Origin of the sequence: Pseudomonas sp. PDM05 (assembly GCF_014851685.1) — a bacterium.
GTDB lineage: Bacteria > Pseudomonadota > Gammaproteobacteria > Pseudomonadales > Pseudomonadaceae > Aquipseudomonas.
Map to the genome: position 1 here is coordinate 48,138 of NZ_JACVAC010000022.1, position 17,864 is coordinate 66,001.

At 64.3% G+C, this 17,864-nt stretch carries 4 protein-coding genes; all 4 read right to left on the minus strand.

The features are described from left to right. Window positions 1–589: 589 nt before the first annotated feature. The 4 genes from IB241_RS26375 to gspE all read right to left on the minus strand — a co-directional run bounded on the left by IB241_RS26375 (window position 590) and on the right by gspE (window position 17,517). Window positions 590–13,165 (minus strand): filamentous haemagglutinin family protein, encoded by a 12,576-nt coding sequence (locus IB241_RS26375; RefSeq protein ID WP_192301111.1) that lies wholly within the window; start codon window positions 13,163–13,165, stop codon window positions 590–592. A 181-nt stretch (window positions 13,166–13,346) separates the two neighbouring features. Beyond that, complete coding sequence (locus IB241_RS26380; protein WP_192301112.1) at window positions 13,347–14,522, minus strand: substrate-binding domain-containing protein; 1,176 nt, start codon at window positions 14,520–14,522, stop codon at window positions 13,347–13,349. Window positions 14,523–14,890: 368 nt separating this feature from the next. Further along, on the minus strand, window positions 14,891–16,099 hold the full coding sequence (gspF, locus tag IB241_RS26385) for a type II secretion system inner membrane protein GspF (protein ID WP_192301113.1): 1,209 nt from the start codon (window positions 16,097–16,099) through the stop codon (window positions 14,891–14,893). Continuing rightward, a complete protein-coding gene (gspE, locus tag IB241_RS26390) occupies window positions 16,099–17,517 on the minus strand; it encodes a type II secretion system ATPase GspE (protein WP_192301114.1) in 1,419 nt (472 codons plus the stop codon). Before gspE ends, gspF begins: the two co-directional genes overlap by 1 nt. Window positions 17,518–17,864: the final 347 nt, after the last annotated feature.

The following is a 17,864-nucleotide window of genomic DNA, read 5'->3' on the forward strand; positions in this document are numbered from 1 at the left end:
ACACCAGCGAATGCCCTGCCGGGATAAAGCTGGACACTTCCTTCAAGGCGCCCTGCCAATCGTCCTGGGAGACGATCCACACCCACGGCGCGCCATAGCGGTACACCGAAACCGGCTTCTTGCGCGCGGCTTCGACGATCTTCGACAGGCGCTGATCGAGCTCCTGCATGCCGACTTTCGAGTAACGTTCCATAGTTCCCATTGCCCCACTCCTGGCGTCCTGCTGACGGCTTCGACAACGACTTTTGATCGTATCCAGCGCGTTACATAGGACAGACAGGCGCGGGTGGGAGCTACCGAACTTTTGTCATGAAAGCTTCATTTGGGATTGATTCGGAGGCAATTTTCAGGACCCGGCACGGAAGGACATATGTGCACGAGCTTTTGTGGGAGCGGGCTTGCTCGCGAATGCGGTGTATCAGTTGATGCATGTGCTGACTGACCCACCGCATTCGCGAGCAAGCCCGCTCCCACACAAGCCCGCTCCCACATTTGGATCTGCGCCCACCCTCTTGCTTCACATCGCCCACAAAAAAACGGGGCGATCAGTGATCGCCCCAAAGGTACATCGAGAGGTCCTTCAAAAAGTCTACAAACTGATCTGCTTGCGCTCCTCATCCGTCAAGCGCGCCCGTGCCTGGTCGCTCAAGGGGCCGGCGCCCAGCACCTGCACGGGGCTGTTGGGGTTGTAGCCGCTGGTTTTCGGCGCGTCTTCGGGGCCGCGTTCTACCGGCTCGGTGCCAAAGCTCAGCACCTCCACGGTGACGATGGACGGCCGCCCTTGCTTGGCCGCCGCCTGCTGGCTGCGCGCCGCCTCTTCCGCCGCCTGGGACGCCGCCGCTCCGGCCGCGCTGGCCGAACTCATGGCGCCGGTGTTGACCGCCGCCGCCACCGGCACCCCGGACGACTTGCCCTGGGTCTGGATGTTCGCCGCGTTCACCACGCGCAACGCGGCGATGTTGACGTTGCCCGACACCCGAATGCCCGCCTCGCCCGCATCGATGGTGCCCAGCGGTGCGATCAGGTCGATGTCCCCCGCCGGTATTTCCGGGATCGGGTTGAGCGTGGCGATCCCCGCGCCCGTACTCGGCACGGACGGCGACAGGCTGACGTTACCCCAGTTGTCATAGACACGCTTGGGCGGCGTGTACACCACGGTGGTCTTGGAACCGCGCCCGGCGTTGATGTCGCCCGCGGCGGTCCAGCCCATGATCGAGCCGCCAAACGTAGTCATGATGCGGCTCTGGCCGAGCAGGATGCTGCCCATGGAATACAGCTGGATATCGCCAGCCCCCTGGGTGATCACCCCCGCCGTGGACGGTGGCGCCTCGCCTTCGATACCGAAGGTCTGGCTGCCGCCCGGGGTGAGCATCTGGATCGCGCCACCGAAGTTGGTGTGCACGCCCGAACTGCCGAACAGGGTGATGTCGCCCTTGTAGGTGATCGGGTTGCCGGCCACATCCTTGTCCGGGAACAGCGCGGCGATGGCGGCACGCCCACGCAGGTAGCTGCCCTGGCGCACGCTGCCATCGGTGTTGTACTCGCGGCCGGCGGCCTTGAGTTCGGCGAAGTACACGTCACGGGCGAACACCCGTTGTTGCTCCGCAGGCAGCGCCTTGTAATAGGCCAACGCCTGCGTGCTATCGCCGACAAAACCGAAGCGCTCGGCGAGCCAGGTGACCAACTCGTTTTCGTAGGTCTTGGCCACCTTGGCGCCCTGGATCGACTCGCCGGCTTGCGCCAGATTGACGGGGTCCAGGTAGGGCTCGACGAAACGCAGGTAATCCGGGCCATTGGGGCCGACACCGGCTTGCATCACGATGCTTGCGCCTGGACGGTTATCGCCTGCCACGACTGCTCCGAAGCTGGTGACACTGACCTCGCCACCTCCCGCCGCATCCCGCCCGGACATCAGGATATTGCCGCCCGCCGTCACCTCCAGCAGACCAGGACCGGCGACCTGGAAGTTGCTGTAGAGAATGTCGCGACCGGCGGAGACGATGGAAATATCGTTGGGGTTGTTGTGGATGAACAGGTTGCCGGTTTGCCGCTCCGAGTCCGGTCCCATGGTGTTGTTGAACGCGCTGCCGCTGCTGACGATGTCGCGCCCGGCCATCATCCACACCGCTCCGTTGCCCTCGTACCAGACCTGTCCCGCGTTGCGCGTTCCAGCCGTCGTGGAGAAAGTAATCACCCTGCCGCTGCTGACGCCAATCAGGTCACCGCTCAACGCGTAGAAGCGCGCCGGGGCATTCGGCACATACCCCGCCGCAGAGGCCGTCGGGGCTCCAAAGGTGAACAAGGGACGCGGAATACTACCGATAACGCTACCCCCCGACACCAGGCCGCTGCTGTCGGAGATATTGTGGCTAGCGGCGTCTGTCTGGCCGTTGATCCTGCCGACGAATGCCGGCCGCCAAGGGGTGGCCATGATGCCGGGGTTGGCCGCAGACGGCGTGACGAACATGCCGCCCGCGTAAATCGAATCGCTGGCCAGGAACTGCAACTCGCCATTGGCGCCTGGGGCGAGCAGAAGGCTAGAGAGGTAGCCAGCATCAATCGAGGATTCTCGCACCGCTCGTCCATAGTAGAGACTGCCACCGGCGGCGGTTGCTCGAAGGATCGAGGGATACACGATCGCCATATCAGAAGGGACGCCGCTGACATTCGGCGTCACATTGCCGCCAGCCGAAAAAAGATCAATCGCGGTGTGATCCGTCCATAACGTGAACCAGCTGTCCCCTACACCCCGCTCGGTTCCCCGTGTAAACGCGGACTTGTTCGCCACCGAGCCCCGGCCCGGGTCGAGCACATCCTGCACCACCAGATCGCCGGCCGCCGCCAGGTTGAACGTGGCGTCACCCGGCACCAGGGTAATTCCGCCCAACGGCAAGCCACGGGTGGCCTTTAACGGATCGTATGCGCGCGTTTCGCCAGGGCTGTGCTGGGTGGTCGTGCTGCCGTAAGTCAGATTGATACCGCCCACCGCGCCGCTTTGCACCTGTGCATTGCCACGCACGTTGACCAGTACCCCGTTGCGCAAATCCGTCGTCTGCACCCCAACCGGGTTGAGCGTACCGCCGACACGCAACCGCAAGTCGCCCCCGCCGTTCAGCACCAGGCTGCCGTCGTTGGCCATCCGGCCGGTGCTGCCCACCGCCAATACCAGGCCCTGGGTACGCGGGTTCAAACCGGGATCGAGCGCGCTGTTGGTCCGGCTGTCCAGCAACCCGGCGTTGCCGCGCACGTTGACATCCAGGTCACCGCCGCCAAGGGTGCCAAAGCCGGTGAAGCCGAGCATCTGATCGACCGAAGGGGTACTGGCGTAAGTGCCGAAGTTGATCCACCAGGCCGTGGGTTGGGCCTGCCCGCCGGTGGCCACATCGGCGCTGCCTTGACGCCACAACCAGTTGCCGACGCTGGCGGAATCGTAGCCACGATCCTTGGGATCAGGCCGCCCGGCGATGCCCTCGGAGATACCGGTGATATTGCCCGTCAGGTTCCCGCCGACGTTCAGCGTGAGGTTGCCGCCGGCATCGGGATACCAGGCGCGGTACAGGCTGTCGGCAGAACCATTGACAAACTTTTCGTAGGCGCTGGCAGGATCGGCCAGGACGGTGTTAGTGCGGCCCAGGGTCCGCGCTTGATTGTAGGGATCGCCCGTCTGGGTCGCGACGGAGGACGTACCTGCGGTGTAGACCCCATAGAGCGAGTCCATGCTCAGGTCGCCAGCACTCAACAGCTCCAGGTCACCCGTGCCGGTACGCAGCACGCTGAAGCGGGTACTGGACGGTGTCGAGGCATACTGCTTGCCGCCTTGGGCGAGGCAGTAGGCGGGCGAGCCCCCGCAGAATTCGTCTACGGAAGGTATGCCGAACAGGTCCAGGATGCTTTGCTCGATCACGGTACCCACCGTCACGACCACGCCGTTGGCGGCCAAGTCTTGGACCGCATATTCGGTCCAGACGTAGCTGACCTTGATCTTGCAATAATTCGGGGAGCTCGCGCAGAAATCGGCAATCGCTCCCAACTGGAAATCATCCAGGATCTTCTGGTCGATCGGGTCGCCTTCCTTGACGATCACGCCGTTGGCAGCCAAGTCCTGGACCGCAAACGCGGTCCAGGTCTGCACCCCGGTAGCTGGCAGTTCCTTGGCGAACATGCCGTAGTGACTGTCCGCCAGGCGCAAGTCGCCACTGCGTGGATGGGCTTGCAGGATACGGCTGTCTGCCGCGTCGGTATCGGCACCCGCCACCAGACGCAGTGACCAGGATTGCGAACCCTCGGCCAGCATCGGTGCGATGGCCCAGAGCTTGCCCTGGCGCCCCGCCACTTGCGGACGTAACTGGATCGAGTCCACCCCGCTCGGCAACTTGACGTTGGTGCCAGCGGGAATCAACGCCCCGCGTGGCAAGGCGCGAGCGCCGTCCAGCAACACGATGCTGCTGGTCAGCGAGCCCTGGTGAACCTGGGGTAATGGCACGCCTTTAGGCCAGACCATGCTCATCAATTGCGTGCCCTGGCTGAGCAACGTACCGGCGTCCAGTTGAGTACCGGCTTGCAATGTGGTCGTCGCGCCAAGCAGGGTGCCAGCGGCAAACAGCACATTGCCCGAAGCGTCCCGTACAGCGGCCGCCAACACCGTGCCCGCCGGCAAGACCAGGTCCTGATTGAGTACGGCGCTGACCGGCAAGCGCGTGCCGGCTGCCACCGTCAGGCCCTTGATCGGCAGGTCGTAGTTCAACGTACTGCCCGCCGGGAACGCCGTGCCATCGGCCAGGGTCACGCCGTTGCCCGGCACGACGATATCGCCGCCGCTGAAGTCTTTGCCGGGCAACAATACCCAGCCCTTGTCATCCACGGTTTCCGGCGGCGGTGCAAAGCCATCGTTGATGCTGCCGTAAACGCTCAGGTCGCCGCCCGCGCGCAGGGTCAGGCTGCCCGCTTCACCGGAACCGTACACCGAGGTCTGCCGGGTGTGCGGGTTGAGGCTGGCGTAGCGATAGCCGGACAGGTCCAGGTCGCCCTGTACCACCAGGTCACCGTCCGGGGTGCTGCTGACGATTTGCACCCCTGGGCGCAGATGGAACGTATCGGCATACGTACTGTTGTTGAGCCCGGCGAGCTTGTTGTTGAGCAAGTCCGAGTTGAGCAAGGCCGCGTTGATAAACGCCGTACTCAATGCGTGCTTGCCGTCCAGGTAAGCCTGGTCGATCTGCTGATAAGGTCGCCCGCTGGCCGTCGGGTCGGTGATCACGGGCGCATCGTCGTATGTGGCCATGCCGTTGAGCGCGATCGAGCGTGCGCCCTGGATTGTCAGGCGGCCACGGGCGTCGATGTCGATGTCGTTGCTGCTGCCATCGGCATTGATCAGCCGTGGCGCGTTCAATTCAAGGCTGCCACGCGCAAGCCCGTCGTTGTGGGTCGAACCGGCGGTGCCGTGACGCAGGTCGATGCGCACGCCATCGGCGAGGGTCAAGCGCCCGTCGCCGGAGCCGAGCACCACCATGGCACGGTTCGGCGAGTCGATGATCTTGCCGTAGCTGTCCACCCGCAGTTTGCTGCCGTGGGCATCCAGCACGGCACTGCCGTCCAGGCTCAAGCCGTGCTTGCCGGCCAGGTTGATGCTGCCCACGCGTTCACCGCTGGCATCCACCAGGCCAGTGACACGCAGGCTGCCGTTGTCTACCGAGACGCTGATGTTGCCGGCCTTGAGGCCGTTGCCGATGGTCAAGTTGCCTTGCTTGAGTTGGAAGCTGCGCGCGCCGAACACCTGCCCAACGTTGAGGCGGCTATTGAGGTCGGCAAACTGCTGGTCCAGCGCACCGCTGCTGCCCAGGCGCTGGGCCTGGATCTGCACGCTGCCCGCCAGATACGGCATCAAGGTGCCGCCCGCGTCGTAGTAGCCGCTGCTGCTGCCCAGGAGCGTGCCTTGCAGGTCGACGATCCCGCCCGCCGCATCCAGCGCCACGGCCCGCAGCGTGCCCGCCTGGTTGTACTGGGCCGATAGATCGATGGTCGAGCCTGCCGCTTGATGGATATTGCCGGTGCGGCTGTCGAGGGTGACGTCGCCGCCCCAGCCGTACTTGGTCACATCGTTGAAGGTGATCGCACGCCCGGCGACATCAACCAACGCCGCGTCCGTCAACTGCACATCACCCCGCGCTGCAAGGCTGACCTTGCCGCTCGGCAGCACCACGGCGCCCGCCAGACGAATGCTGTCGCCGTTCAAGGACAATTCGGCACCCTGCCCCTCGGCCTTGCCGCGTGCCCCGGCAGACGCCGCCACATCAATCGCGCCACCGGCAGTGATGCGGTTGACTGAGCCAGCGGCACCGGTCATCAGCGGCGTGAGGATATTCAGGTTACCGCCTGTGTAGGTGAAACCCTTCACCGCGTCATAGGCACCCTGCTGTTGATAGACCGACAGGCTGCCCTTGTGGTTGGCGGTGATGCGTTCGCTGGCGTTCAGATTGACGTTGGCAAAGCCCAGCGCCAGGCGGTCGAAGTTCAGGGTCGTGCTCGGCTGGGCAAAGCTGCCGTAACCGAATTCGATGCGGTCGGCGTTGATGTCCAGGCGCCCACTGCCGGTGCCCGCGCCGCCGCTGACCACGGCACCCGCAGGGTTGGTCGCGCCCTGCCAGATCAGGTTGGCGGTGTGGATGCTGGCCACATCGTTGGCACCGCCGGCGCCATAGATCGCCGGCGTGGAGATCATCAGGTTGCTCAACCGCGATTTGCCGGTCAGGGGGTCATAAGTATCCAGCGAGGTGCTGCCGTAGAAATTGAAGCTGTCACGGGCCGAAAGTTGCAGGGTCTCCAAGGCGGGCGCACCGAACTGGGTATCGCCCTGCAGCAGACGGTCGAGCAGTGCCTGGGACAACGTGAGGCCTGCCGGCCGTTGATTCGCGGCTTCTGCGGCGGCGAGCGCAGCGGCGCTGCCAAGGTTGATCGCACTGACCCCCAGGTTGAGGTGACGCGTGCCGTAGCGCACTTGATCGCCCAGTGCAAACGAGGCGTCGGTCAAAGCGACGATACTGCCTTCGGAATACAGCCCGGTCTGCCCACTGCAAGGGCTGGTGCTACAGGTGCCGATGCTGATGCCCCCACTGACCTCGCCACCAACGCCCGGCGCCGCGATCACATTGAGCAGGCCGTTGGACACCGCCAGCATGTTGGTGACCTTGTAGATAAAACCGTCACGGGCGTCGTAGCCCGCGTTGCCTCGGCCGATAGTGTTGATCGAAGCGCCCTGCTCAACGACGATCGAGCCGGTTTGACTGACCAGGAACACTTCAGGCGCAGCCAACGTCGCGCCTTCACGCAGCACAATGTTGCTGCGGGCGCCGTTCACCCCATCCACCAACGTGATGAAGTTGCCAGACTGGCCATACGTGACGCTGGTCATGCCCCCGACGACCAGGCGCGATGCCCCCAGTGCATTGAGGCTGTCAGCCCGCAAGGTGATCCCTGCAAAACCCTGGGTCGCCGCCCGATCTGCGCCCACTACTTCAATGCCACCACGGGTCGTATCGACTACCGTTACCGTACCGCCATAACCCCCCTGCGCTGCACCGAAGCGGCCAATACCCTGGAATGAAAATGCATCCGCACCACCACCGGTGCGCAAGGCCAGTTTCAAGGTCTTGGCATCCACCTCAAGCATGGGGCGTGGCACGCCGATTTTTGCCGCGTCCGCCCTGGCGAACTGCGCATAGCTGGTTTCGTTGTACTGGGAATAGCGGCGCAGTGTATCGGCCGACGTCAGGATCAATTGACTGGCAACGTTGTCGCTGATTCCGGTATTGGCAATCGACAAGCGCCCGGCCGTGCTCCACGAACCGTTGCGCATCAATTGGGCCGCGCCATCGCCGCCCAAGCCAGCCAAACCGTTGATTTCAACGCGATAGGCCCCGGGCAGTAACGCGTAGGTCGATGGCATCAGCGTGTAAGTTCCGGCGGGCAGCCCCGGTATACCGGCGCCGATCGTGACTTGCTGTCCAACCAACGGTGTGACCGCCCCGGCCTCCCCCGCCACAGGCGCGGCAACGGGCTGCACCCCCGGCACAATCGCGTAGATCGGGTTGGTGGACAGGCCCGGCAGGCTGAACCCACCGTTGGCACCCACTTGCACCAGCGGGTTGTAGCGCGCATCGGTGGAGCCGCCGCGCCCGGACACAAACCCGGCACCCAGCAATTCGCCGCCGCCGGACAGGTCCACGGTGGCATCGGGCAGCACGGCGACGTTCTTGCCGCCCAGGATCACGCCAATCCCCAGATCCTGACCGCTGGCACTGAGCCCGCCTTGCCCGACAAACACCACTTGCTTGCCGTTATAGCGGTAGACCTGGCCGTCCACCGTGCCGCCAAACGGCATCACCAGGCCCTTGCCACTCGCCGACGTGAGGCTGCCCGGCAGCAACTGCACGCGCTCGCTGCCCGTGCTGCCAATATCGATCAGCCCCAGCGGAGCGCGTACCACGCCCCCCTGGATAATGTTTGCGGCACCCAGTTGCAGGTGGCCGAACACCGAATAAGGCAGCGGTGCATCGGTGCTGCCGACACGGCCGATGGTCAACGTGCGCAAGGGGTCAAAATCCAGGCCAAGGGCAGCGGTGGATGAATCGCCCAAATAGCCGGCGACGATACGCGCACCGACTTCGGTGGCCGGGTAGAGTTGCGCAGCGCGCAGAGTCATGTCGCCTTGGGTCAGCAACTGCGTGTTGATACCGGCGACGATAGCGTTTTCAACGCTACCCGCCAGGAAGCGCAAGTCGCCCTGACTGGTGAGGTTCACCTGATCAAAACCACGCCGCTCGACGGTGAGCAAGCTGGCGTCGGCCTGGCGCAGGCTACCCTTCATGCCAAATATCACGTTGTCGCGCACATCAATCAGAGCACCGCCAGCATTGAACTGCGCCGCCGTGGCGAGCTGAGACGGCTTGCCCAGGTTGATGGTCGGGCGCACGTTCGGGTCCAGGGTCTGCGTCGTCAGACCGGCCAGCAACAGATACGGCGCCGACAGGTTGATGCGTGAACCAGCGGCGGCTCCTTCACTGAGGTTATACGCGGCGCTGAACAGGCGCAGGCTCTGCCCCATGGCGATGTTCACGTCGCCATCGAAGCTCATCAGGCCGTTGCTCATCAGCGCCAGGTTGTCAAAACCACCCGCGCTGATTTGGTCCACCCCGAGCCGCGCATGCCCATAGACCAGGCTGTCGGCGGCGGCCTCGGCGGTGTCCGCCAGATTCAAGGGCTGGTGGGTCTGGCTGATGATCAACTCGCGGCCGTTGAGTACCCGGTTACTGGCGTACTGCTTGAGGTAGTTCGGGCTCTCCAACGCGACGACCAGGCTACCACCCGCCGCCCCCACGCCACCGGCGCGGGCGACAAAACTGCCATCCAGGTACAGGCCGTTGTTGGAGGCCAGGCTGATGGTGCCGCCGTTGCTGGCGACCTGCACCGTGCCCTGCCCCGCTACATTCAGCGTGGCCTGGGTGCCGGACGCTTCCAGGCGCGCCCCGTCACGCACCACCACAAACAGGTCGCTGGCGCTGGCGACGCCGGTGGTCAGGTCAAGATCGCCACCGATGCGGATCTTGCCACCGGCGTCCACCACGCCGTAGCGGCGCCCTTGGTTGTCCACGGCGCTGACGGCGCGGGCCGACACATCGACCACGGCCTGTTCACCCAGCCAGATCGAGCGGCCATGCCCTTCGGCATTCGCCTGCAACAGCACCTGCGGGGTCACCGCCAGGCCGCCCAGGCTGACGTTGCCGCCCCAGGCGTTGAGTGTGCCGTTGAGGGTCAACTGGCCAACGCTGCGCAGGTTGATGGCCTGGCGCGGGTCGACGTTGATCACCGCACCCTGGCCGACGGTCAGGGCCGTGGTCGCCAGCTTGTCAGCCGTGATGTACGGGTTGCCGGCGGTCAGGTTCAAGCTGGCGCCGCGCCGTGGGGTCAGCACGCCTTTGACGGCGTCCGGCTGATACAACTCCGGCAGCCAGAGCGCCAGGGCGCTGGCGGGGTCACTGCCACTGGGCGTGGTACTCGCCTGGCCACCCAGGTGCAAGACCGGCACGGTCACGTCGACCTGGGTGCCGTCGGCGACGAGCAGCCCTTCATTGCCAGTGATGTCGTAGGCCGAAAAGCCCTTGTTGAAAAAGTCCCCGGCCAATTGCAACGTGCCGGTGGCGAGGGGATCGGCACTTTCGCCAATCAACACCTTCTGGCTCTGCAAGGCCAGGGTGCCGCCGCCACTCACACCGTAACCGCGCACCTCGCCCTGGAGGCTCAACGCGCCCAGGGCGCTCAGGGTGGCGCTGCCGCCTTTGCCACCGTTGACACTGCGATCGACGCCAAACGTGGCCCCGGAGGACACCTCCACCAGGCTGCCCGCGCCAAGGCTCACATCGCCGCTGCTGCGCAGCGAGACCTTGCCGCCGTTCACGTACGCCACACCGTTGCCGCCACCGGTAGGGTCCAGCAGCAGATTGTTCCAGCGCCCCGAGGCGTCCAGCTTGACACCCTCGGCCACGTCGATCTGCCCGCTGCCCGCCAGGATCACGTCGGCCACCGCGTTGTTGCCGTTGAGATTGACCTGGTTGAGCACGTTGCCCAGATTCAGGCTGCCGCCGTGGGCAGTCAGGTTTGCGTTCACCTCGACACGCGGTGCGTAGAGGGTGATGTCGCCGCCATCGGCGACGTTGAGTGCGCCATTGACGGCGATGCCCTGCTTGGCACCGAGCTTGATCGCGCCCAGCTGGAAGCCATTGAGTTGATCGGCGTCCAGCACCACCGCGCCTTGACGCTCGGCGGGCAATGCCGTGCTCAAGTCCATACCGGCGGCGATCTTTTGCGCGGACTGCTCGATCAGCACCTGCTCCGCCATCGGCGTCAGCCCATAACGCAGGGTGCCGGTGGTCTTGTCATAGATCGGCGTGTATTGCCCGATGATCAACTGCGCCCGCTGGGCCAGCGCTTTCTGGGATTGCTGATAACCGTCGAGGTTGAGCGCCGGTGCCCGGGTCTGGCGATCACCCTGGAACACGTCGCTGAGAATCTGGCCTTCCAACACCGCGCCTGAGGTGCCGACCACCAGCTTGCCGGCATCGCGGCCCACGGTGTAACCGGACTCCTGGCGGCTTTGCTGGGCGATCAGGGGGTTGTAGTAGTAATCGGTCTGGCCCCAGCGCGCACTGGTGTCTTCAAAACCCTTGTAGACGCCGGAGTAGAGAATGTCGCCCGGTGCCTTCGACAGTTCGTACAAACGCCCGTCCGGCCCCTTGAGCCAGGTCAGGCGGATCTTGCCGGCCTGCACATCCACGGTGCCGCCCGACAAGTTGATCTGCGCGCCCTGCTGGGTCACCACGTCCTTGCCGGTAAACGTCACGGTGCCGCCCTGGGCCATCCACTCGCCCACCGAGTGGCCCTGGGTGCCGAGGTAGCCACCGACTTCGAGCAAGCCGCCCGCGGTGTACCAGCGATCCGTCGTATAGCCGTTGGTGCCGGCCGGGACAAACACCAGCTCACGCAGGTCGACCCACACGTCGTTGTTGATCAGTTGCCCGCCATCGCGGTTGACCACCGCATCGCGCTGCTCGTTGCCCTGCACGTTGATCTTGATGTTGTTGGCTTCCATCGCCACCTTGACGCCGACCGCGCCCGACACATCGATCTTCGCGCCGTCGCGCACCAGGCTGCGTTGCCCGGCACTGACGGCGACCTGGCCGCCGGTGGCGAGGGTGATCGAGCCGTTCTGGAAGTCCACCGTGCCGCCGCTGACGATCTCGACCCGTGATTGGTCGCTGCGGTCGGCCACGGCGCTGAGGTGATTGAACTGCCCGTTGATCAGATTGGCGGCCAGACCATCGAACTTGCTCAGGCCGTTGGCCTGCTGGCTGTTGAGCGCGGTGCTGGCGCTGGCATCCAGCAGGATCGCGGTAGTGCTGCCTTCGCCCAGGGTGACACTGCCAGTGGTGTCAGTGGCCGAGTTGAGCAAGTGGATGGTCCCACGCGTATCCACCGAGGTACTGGCCAGGGCCACGCCGTTCTGCGCGACCTGGTGGCCGGTCAGGGTGATGTCGCCGGTGGAGGCCATGATCAGGCCGCTGTTGCCGACCTTGCCCGCCGTGCTGCCAGCGTTGAGGCCAGCCGCCACTTCGTTGCCACGGGTGGTGGAACGCTCGTTGCCGGCGGTGCCGACACCTTTGCGGATGTAAAAGCTGTCACCCGCCGCCAGGGTGGTCTGGCCCTTGGCGGTGATGATCGTACCGGCGTTGTCCACCTCGGAACCAAGCAGCAAGGCATAGCCGCCGGCATCGGTGGACGTGGCGGCGTTGTGGGTCTGGATCACTGCGCCGCGCTGGACTTCAACCTTGCCGGCCGCATCGGTAAACGTCGGCTGGGTGCCGTTGGTATCGACGTAAATGCCGCGCTGGGTGAACTGTTCATCGGTGATGTTCGCCGCCGCCGCCACCAGATTGCGCACGTTGACCTGGCTGGTGCCACTGAACACCACGCCGTTGCGGTTCATGATCATGACCGTGCCGGCGCCGTTGATCTGGCCCTGGATTTCACTCGGGCGCGCATTCGGATCGTTGACGCGGTTGAGCAGCGCCCAGTTGGACTGCTGCTGGAAGTCCACCGTGGTGTTGCGCCCGACGTTGAACGTCTCCCAGTTGAGGATCGCCTTGTCGGCGGTCTGCTCGATGTTCACCGTGGTCTTGCCGCCGGCCTGGGTCTGGGTCGGGCCCTTGGCGTTGGTCCAGCCCTGGGTCAGGCTGTTGTCGACCTGCAAGCCGCCCTTGCCCAAGCCATCGGGAATCGTCGACACCTGCCCCAATGCCGCATGCCGCCCGGCCGCTTGCGCCGCCTGCTGCGCGGCAATCGCCGCGACGCTGGTGTTCAGCGTGCTGATCGAACGCGCCAACTGCTGATTGGCCCGCGCCTGCTGGTTCAAGGTCGGAATGCCCGACACCTGCCCACTGGTACGCGCCGCCGTGGCCGCCTGGGACGCGCCCTTGTCGGCAAACCAGCCGGAACTGAACGCCGACGCCGCCTGGGCGTTGCCCGCCACCATCAACAAGGCAATGGCCTGGGCCAGGGGCTTGAGCAACAACACAGGCTGGGCTTTGCGGTGAACCGTTGGTTTGCAGCGGACCATCTGGATCTTCCTTCTTTGTAGTTGCCCAGGGGCAAGACACGCTCACGTATGAGGGTTAGGCGGTTGGCGAGGGGCACGACTGAACTTCTGTCATGCAAAGTTCATAAAGGGCTGCTAACGCAAAAAAATCAGCAACGGCACGGGCCGTTGCTGATCGGTGTTGCGGGTCGTTGAAGCGGGGTTACAGCGGACGACCGATGCCGTTGCACACGTTGGACTTGCCGATGCTCAGGGCGCTGGTGGCGGTCAGGAAGTTATCGTTGATCGCGGTTTTCCAGGAGTCTGGCAGAGGCACGAAGCGGTTGTTGCGGATCGCGGTATCGTTGCTGCCGAACGCGCTGAGGTTGTAGTGACGGGTGAAGAAGTTGCGGACCTGGGTGGTCTGGTCAGCGTTGGCGTAGCACTGGCTGAAGATCACGTTGGTGAAGCCCAGGATTGGGTAGCCCGAAGTCGGGTAGGCGACGACGCTTGGGTCGGTAGTGCTGGCAGCGGCGGCGAAGGTAGGAACCCAGGCGTTCTGGTTGGCGACGTTGGTGCCAGTCGGAACCGGTACAAGGGCGATGGCGGCAGATACGTTGGCAGGTGCTGGGGAAACGCCGTTGACCTTGGCAACCTTGGTCGCGTCATCCAGACCGGCCAGCGTGGTGGCCGCGTAGTCCGGGCTCATGTAGGTGATGGCACCGTCGGTGGAGTTCAACAGGGTCATTACCGCTTGGCTGCCCGAGGCAGAAACGGAACCGGCTGGAACCTTCTTGGTCACGTTGCCGTAGCTCTGGGCAAAGTTAGTGGTCACAGCGAATGCCTCGGTCTCGGCGCACTTGGCGTTGAGGAAGCGCGTGAACAGTTCGGTGGTGCCGCTCGCTTCGCTGCGGTAAACAACCTTGATCGTGCCGGTACGGCCCGAACCCGCGATCTGGCTCCAGTCGGTCAGACGGCCGGAGAACACACCACACAGTTGGTTGACGCTCAGGTCAACGGCAGCAGTCCCTGCCTTGTTGAACGGAATGGCCACCGAAGTCGCCACCGAAGGCACCTGGATCAGCTTGCCCCACGCGGCTTCATGACCGTTCTTGTAATTGAGCAGTTCATCGGCCGTCAGCTTGGAGTCGCTGCCAGCCCAGTGCACGTTCTTGGTGCCGGTGCCGAATTGGCTGTAGTCGTTGTTGAGGAACGCCGCTTTGCCTTTGCCGCTGCCAACGCCGATGTAAGGGGCAAAGCCGGTGGTGAGTACGCCAGCAGTCTGGTACAGCGGCTGAGGCAGAGTGGCGCCGCCGCCGTTTACGTCTGCGAATGCAGCTTGTGCCGAGCACAGTGCAGCGAGGGTCATGGATACCGCGAGAACGTTGCGCTTAAACATGAAGAAGCTCCTTTCGTCGTGTTTGTACGTTTGGGGTAGATGGCTCTTGCATGACGCTATGGCTTCGGTCCCAAGCCGTCGTGCGGGGGTGGCCAGGGGTGAAAACCATGGGAGAGAAATTCGCAGTTTCCGATGACGGTTGTAGGAAAAAACCTCGGGAGGAACGCCTTGATTTTTAAAAAGATTCTCGGGTGTTTTGGTCATGATTTTGAGCGGTTTGGGCGCAGGTGACAGCGAGGTTTCAGCGGGTGGGGCTGGAGGCCGTACAGACCTTGGGATGTGACGGAATGAGGAACCCGAGGTAGAACGGGAGCACGAAAAATGTGCTGAACACACATAACCCATGTGGATTGGGTTTGGCCAGTAGGTCAGGTGACGAGTTGGTTGATCTCGATGATCGGCAGCAACACCGCCATGACAATGACGAGTACGACGGCGCCCATCACCACAATCATCAGCGGCTCCAGCAACGCGGTCATGCCCATCGCCCGCCGTTCAATATCCCGCGACAGCGTCTGCGCCGCACGCTCCAGCATCGGCGGCAGCGAGCCGGTCTTTTCGCCGCTGGCGATCAGGTGGATCAGCACCGGCGGAAACACCTTCTCCACCGCCAGCGCCGGGGCCAGGTTGACGCCTTCGCGCACTTTGGCGGTGGCCTCGCAGACGCACCGGTCGAGGCGGTCGTTGGACAGGGTCTGGCGCGCCGCTTCCAGGGCGCGCAGCAACGGCACGCCGGCACCGCCGAGGATCGCCAGGGTCGAAGCGAAGCGCGCGGTGTTGAGGCCCAGCACAAACCGCCCGATCAGCGGCAAGCGCAGCACCCGGCTGTGCCAATTCAGGCGCGCCACGGGATTGCGCAAATACAGGCGCCAACTCCAGAAACCAGCGACGATCCCGGCAAAACACAGCCAGCCCCAGGCGCGGATAAAGTCGCTGGCGTTGAGCATCGCCAAGGTCAGCCCCGGCAAATCCTGGCGCGCCTGGGAAAATGCGCTGACCACCTGGGGCACCACGTAGCTGAGCAAAAAAATCACGATCCCGATGGACACCAGCCCCACCACGCCAGGGTAGATAAACGCCGTAAGGATCTTGCCGCGCAGGTTGTTGCGCTCCTCGATGTAGTCGGCGAGGCGCTCCATCACCTGGGCCAGGTCGCCGGACTCCTCCCCCGCCGCGATCAATGCGCGGTAGATCGAGGGGAAGTCCCGTGGCCGCGCAGCCAAGGCATCCGCCAGACGCATGCCGCCACGCACATCGGCACGCACTGCGCTGAGGGTCTGGGCGATGTGTTTTTTCTCGGCCTGCTCCACCGTTGCGCTCAACGCCGCTTCCAACGGCAGGCTGGCACCCAGCAGGCTTGCCAGTTGGCGCGTGGCCCAGGCCAGGTCGTTGTCCGAGAGCTTGGGGGTGAACAGGCTGCTGCCGGCGACCTGCTGGTTGCTCTCCAGCTGCACCAGCAACGCGGTCAAACCGCGCCCGCGCAAGTTGGCAAATGCCGCGCTCTGGCTGTCGGCCTCCACATGCCCGGTCTCGACGTTGCCGCTGGCATCGGCGGCCTCGAAGCGATAGCGATTCATCAGGCGTCCCGTGTCACGCGCAGGATTTCTTCAGGCGCGGTGGCGCCGCTGCGCACCCAGCGCTCGCCGTCTTCACGCATGCTGAACATGCCGGCGCGGCGGGCGGCCAGGCGCAGGTCCTGCTCGCCGGCGCCCTGGTGGATCAGGCTGCGCACGTCGTCATCGACGCAGAACAACTCGTGGATGCCGGTGCGGCCGCTGTAGCCGACCTGATTGCACTGCGCACAGCCCACCGGGCGCCAGGTACCGGGCGCGGCCGGATCTTCCTGCTTGCAGTGCGGGCACAGGCGACGCACCAGGCGCTGGGCCAACACGCCCAACAACGAGGAAGCCAACAGAAACGGCTCGACGCCCATGTCGATCAGCCGGTTGACCGCCGACACCGCATCGTTGGTGTGCAGGGTCGCCAGCACCAGGTGACCGGTCAGCGAGGCCTGCACGGCAATTTGCGCGGTCTCCAGGTCGCGGATCTCGCCAATCATGATGATGTCCGGGTCCTGGCGCAGGATTGCGCGCAGGGCGAGGCCAAAGGTCATGTCGATCTTGGCGTTGACCTGGATCTGGCTGATGCCCGGCAGGTCGTATTCCACCGGGTCTTCCACGGTGAGGATATTGCTGGTACTCGCATCCAGTCGCGCCAGCGCCGCATACAGGCTGGTGGTCTTGCCGCTGCCGGTCGGCCCGGTGACAAGCACGATGCCGTGGGGCTGGCGGATCAGCGTGTCGAGGCGCGCCAACAGCTGCGGTTCCATGCCCAGGGTCTCCAATTGCAGGCGCCCGGCCTGCTTGTCCAGGAGCCGCATCACCACCCGCTCGCCATGCCCGGTGGGCACCGTCGACACGCGAATATCGATCGGCCGCCCGGCCACCCGCAGAGCGATGCGGCCGTCCTGGGGCAGGCGTTTTTCGGCGATGTCGAGCTGGGCCATGATCTTGATCCGCGACACCAGCGCGCCGTGCAACGCCTTGCGCGGTGACACCACATCACGCAGGGTGCCATCGACGCGGTAGCGCACCACCGAGTGGGTTTCATAGGGCTCGATATGAATATCGCTGGCCTCGTCGCGGGCGGCCTGGGTCAGCAAGGCGTTGATCATGCGGATCACCGGCGCGCCGTCCTGGGTGTCGAGCAGGTCGGTGACTTCGGGCATGTCTTGCATCAGGCGGTCCAGATCCACCTCGTTTTCTGCCGCGCCGACCACGGCGGCGGCGCTGCCGGTGTCGGCGTAGGCGCTGGTGAGCAGGCCGTCGAGTTCGTCGTCGCGCACTTGTTCGATGGGGGATTGGCCGAATTGGCGGTGGACTTCGCTGATGGACCAGCCGGGGGTTGAGGGGCATACCGTCAGGAGCAGGCCTTCGGCGTTAGTGCGCAGGAGGATGCGTTGGGATTTGGCCCAGGCGTAGGGGAGCAGGCTCATGTTGTTGGCCCTGTTTGTCGGTGTACATATCCGTTTTTTGGGCAACGGCGGCTTATGGTTCCGCTCTTACAGCGGCTCACTTTTGAAAAGCGCAAAAGTAAGCAAAACGCTCTTGCCCCAACACTCGGCACCTCGCCTAGGCTCGGTGTGCCCGTAATCCATGTCGAATTCCGGCCAGCGTGTTTAACGGGGCGCCTAAGATCAAAATCAAGAGCCAGAGCACAGTTCCATCTGAATACATGGAGATCCAAATGTGGGAGCGGGCTTGCTCGCGAATGCGGTGTGTCAGTCAACTCATTCATTGGCTGATCCACCGCATTCGCGAGCAAGCCCGCTCCCACAGTTTT

Coding starts and splice junctions, on each gene's coding strand:
- IB241_RS26375 (WP_192301111.1), bottom strand. CDS start 13,165: ATGGTCCGCTGCAAACCAACGGTTCACCGCAAAGCCCAGCCTGTGTTG.
- IB241_RS26380 (WP_192301112.1), bottom strand. CDS start 14,522: ATGTTTAAGCGCAACGTTCTCGCGGTATCCATGACCCTCGCTGCACTG.
- gspF (WP_192301113.1), bottom strand. CDS start 16,099: ATGAATCGCTATCGCTTCGAGGCCGCCGATGCCAGCGGCAACGTCGAG.
- gspE (WP_192301114.1), bottom strand. CDS start 17,517: ATGAGCCTGCTCCCCTACGCCTGGGCCAAATCCCAACGCATCCTCCTG.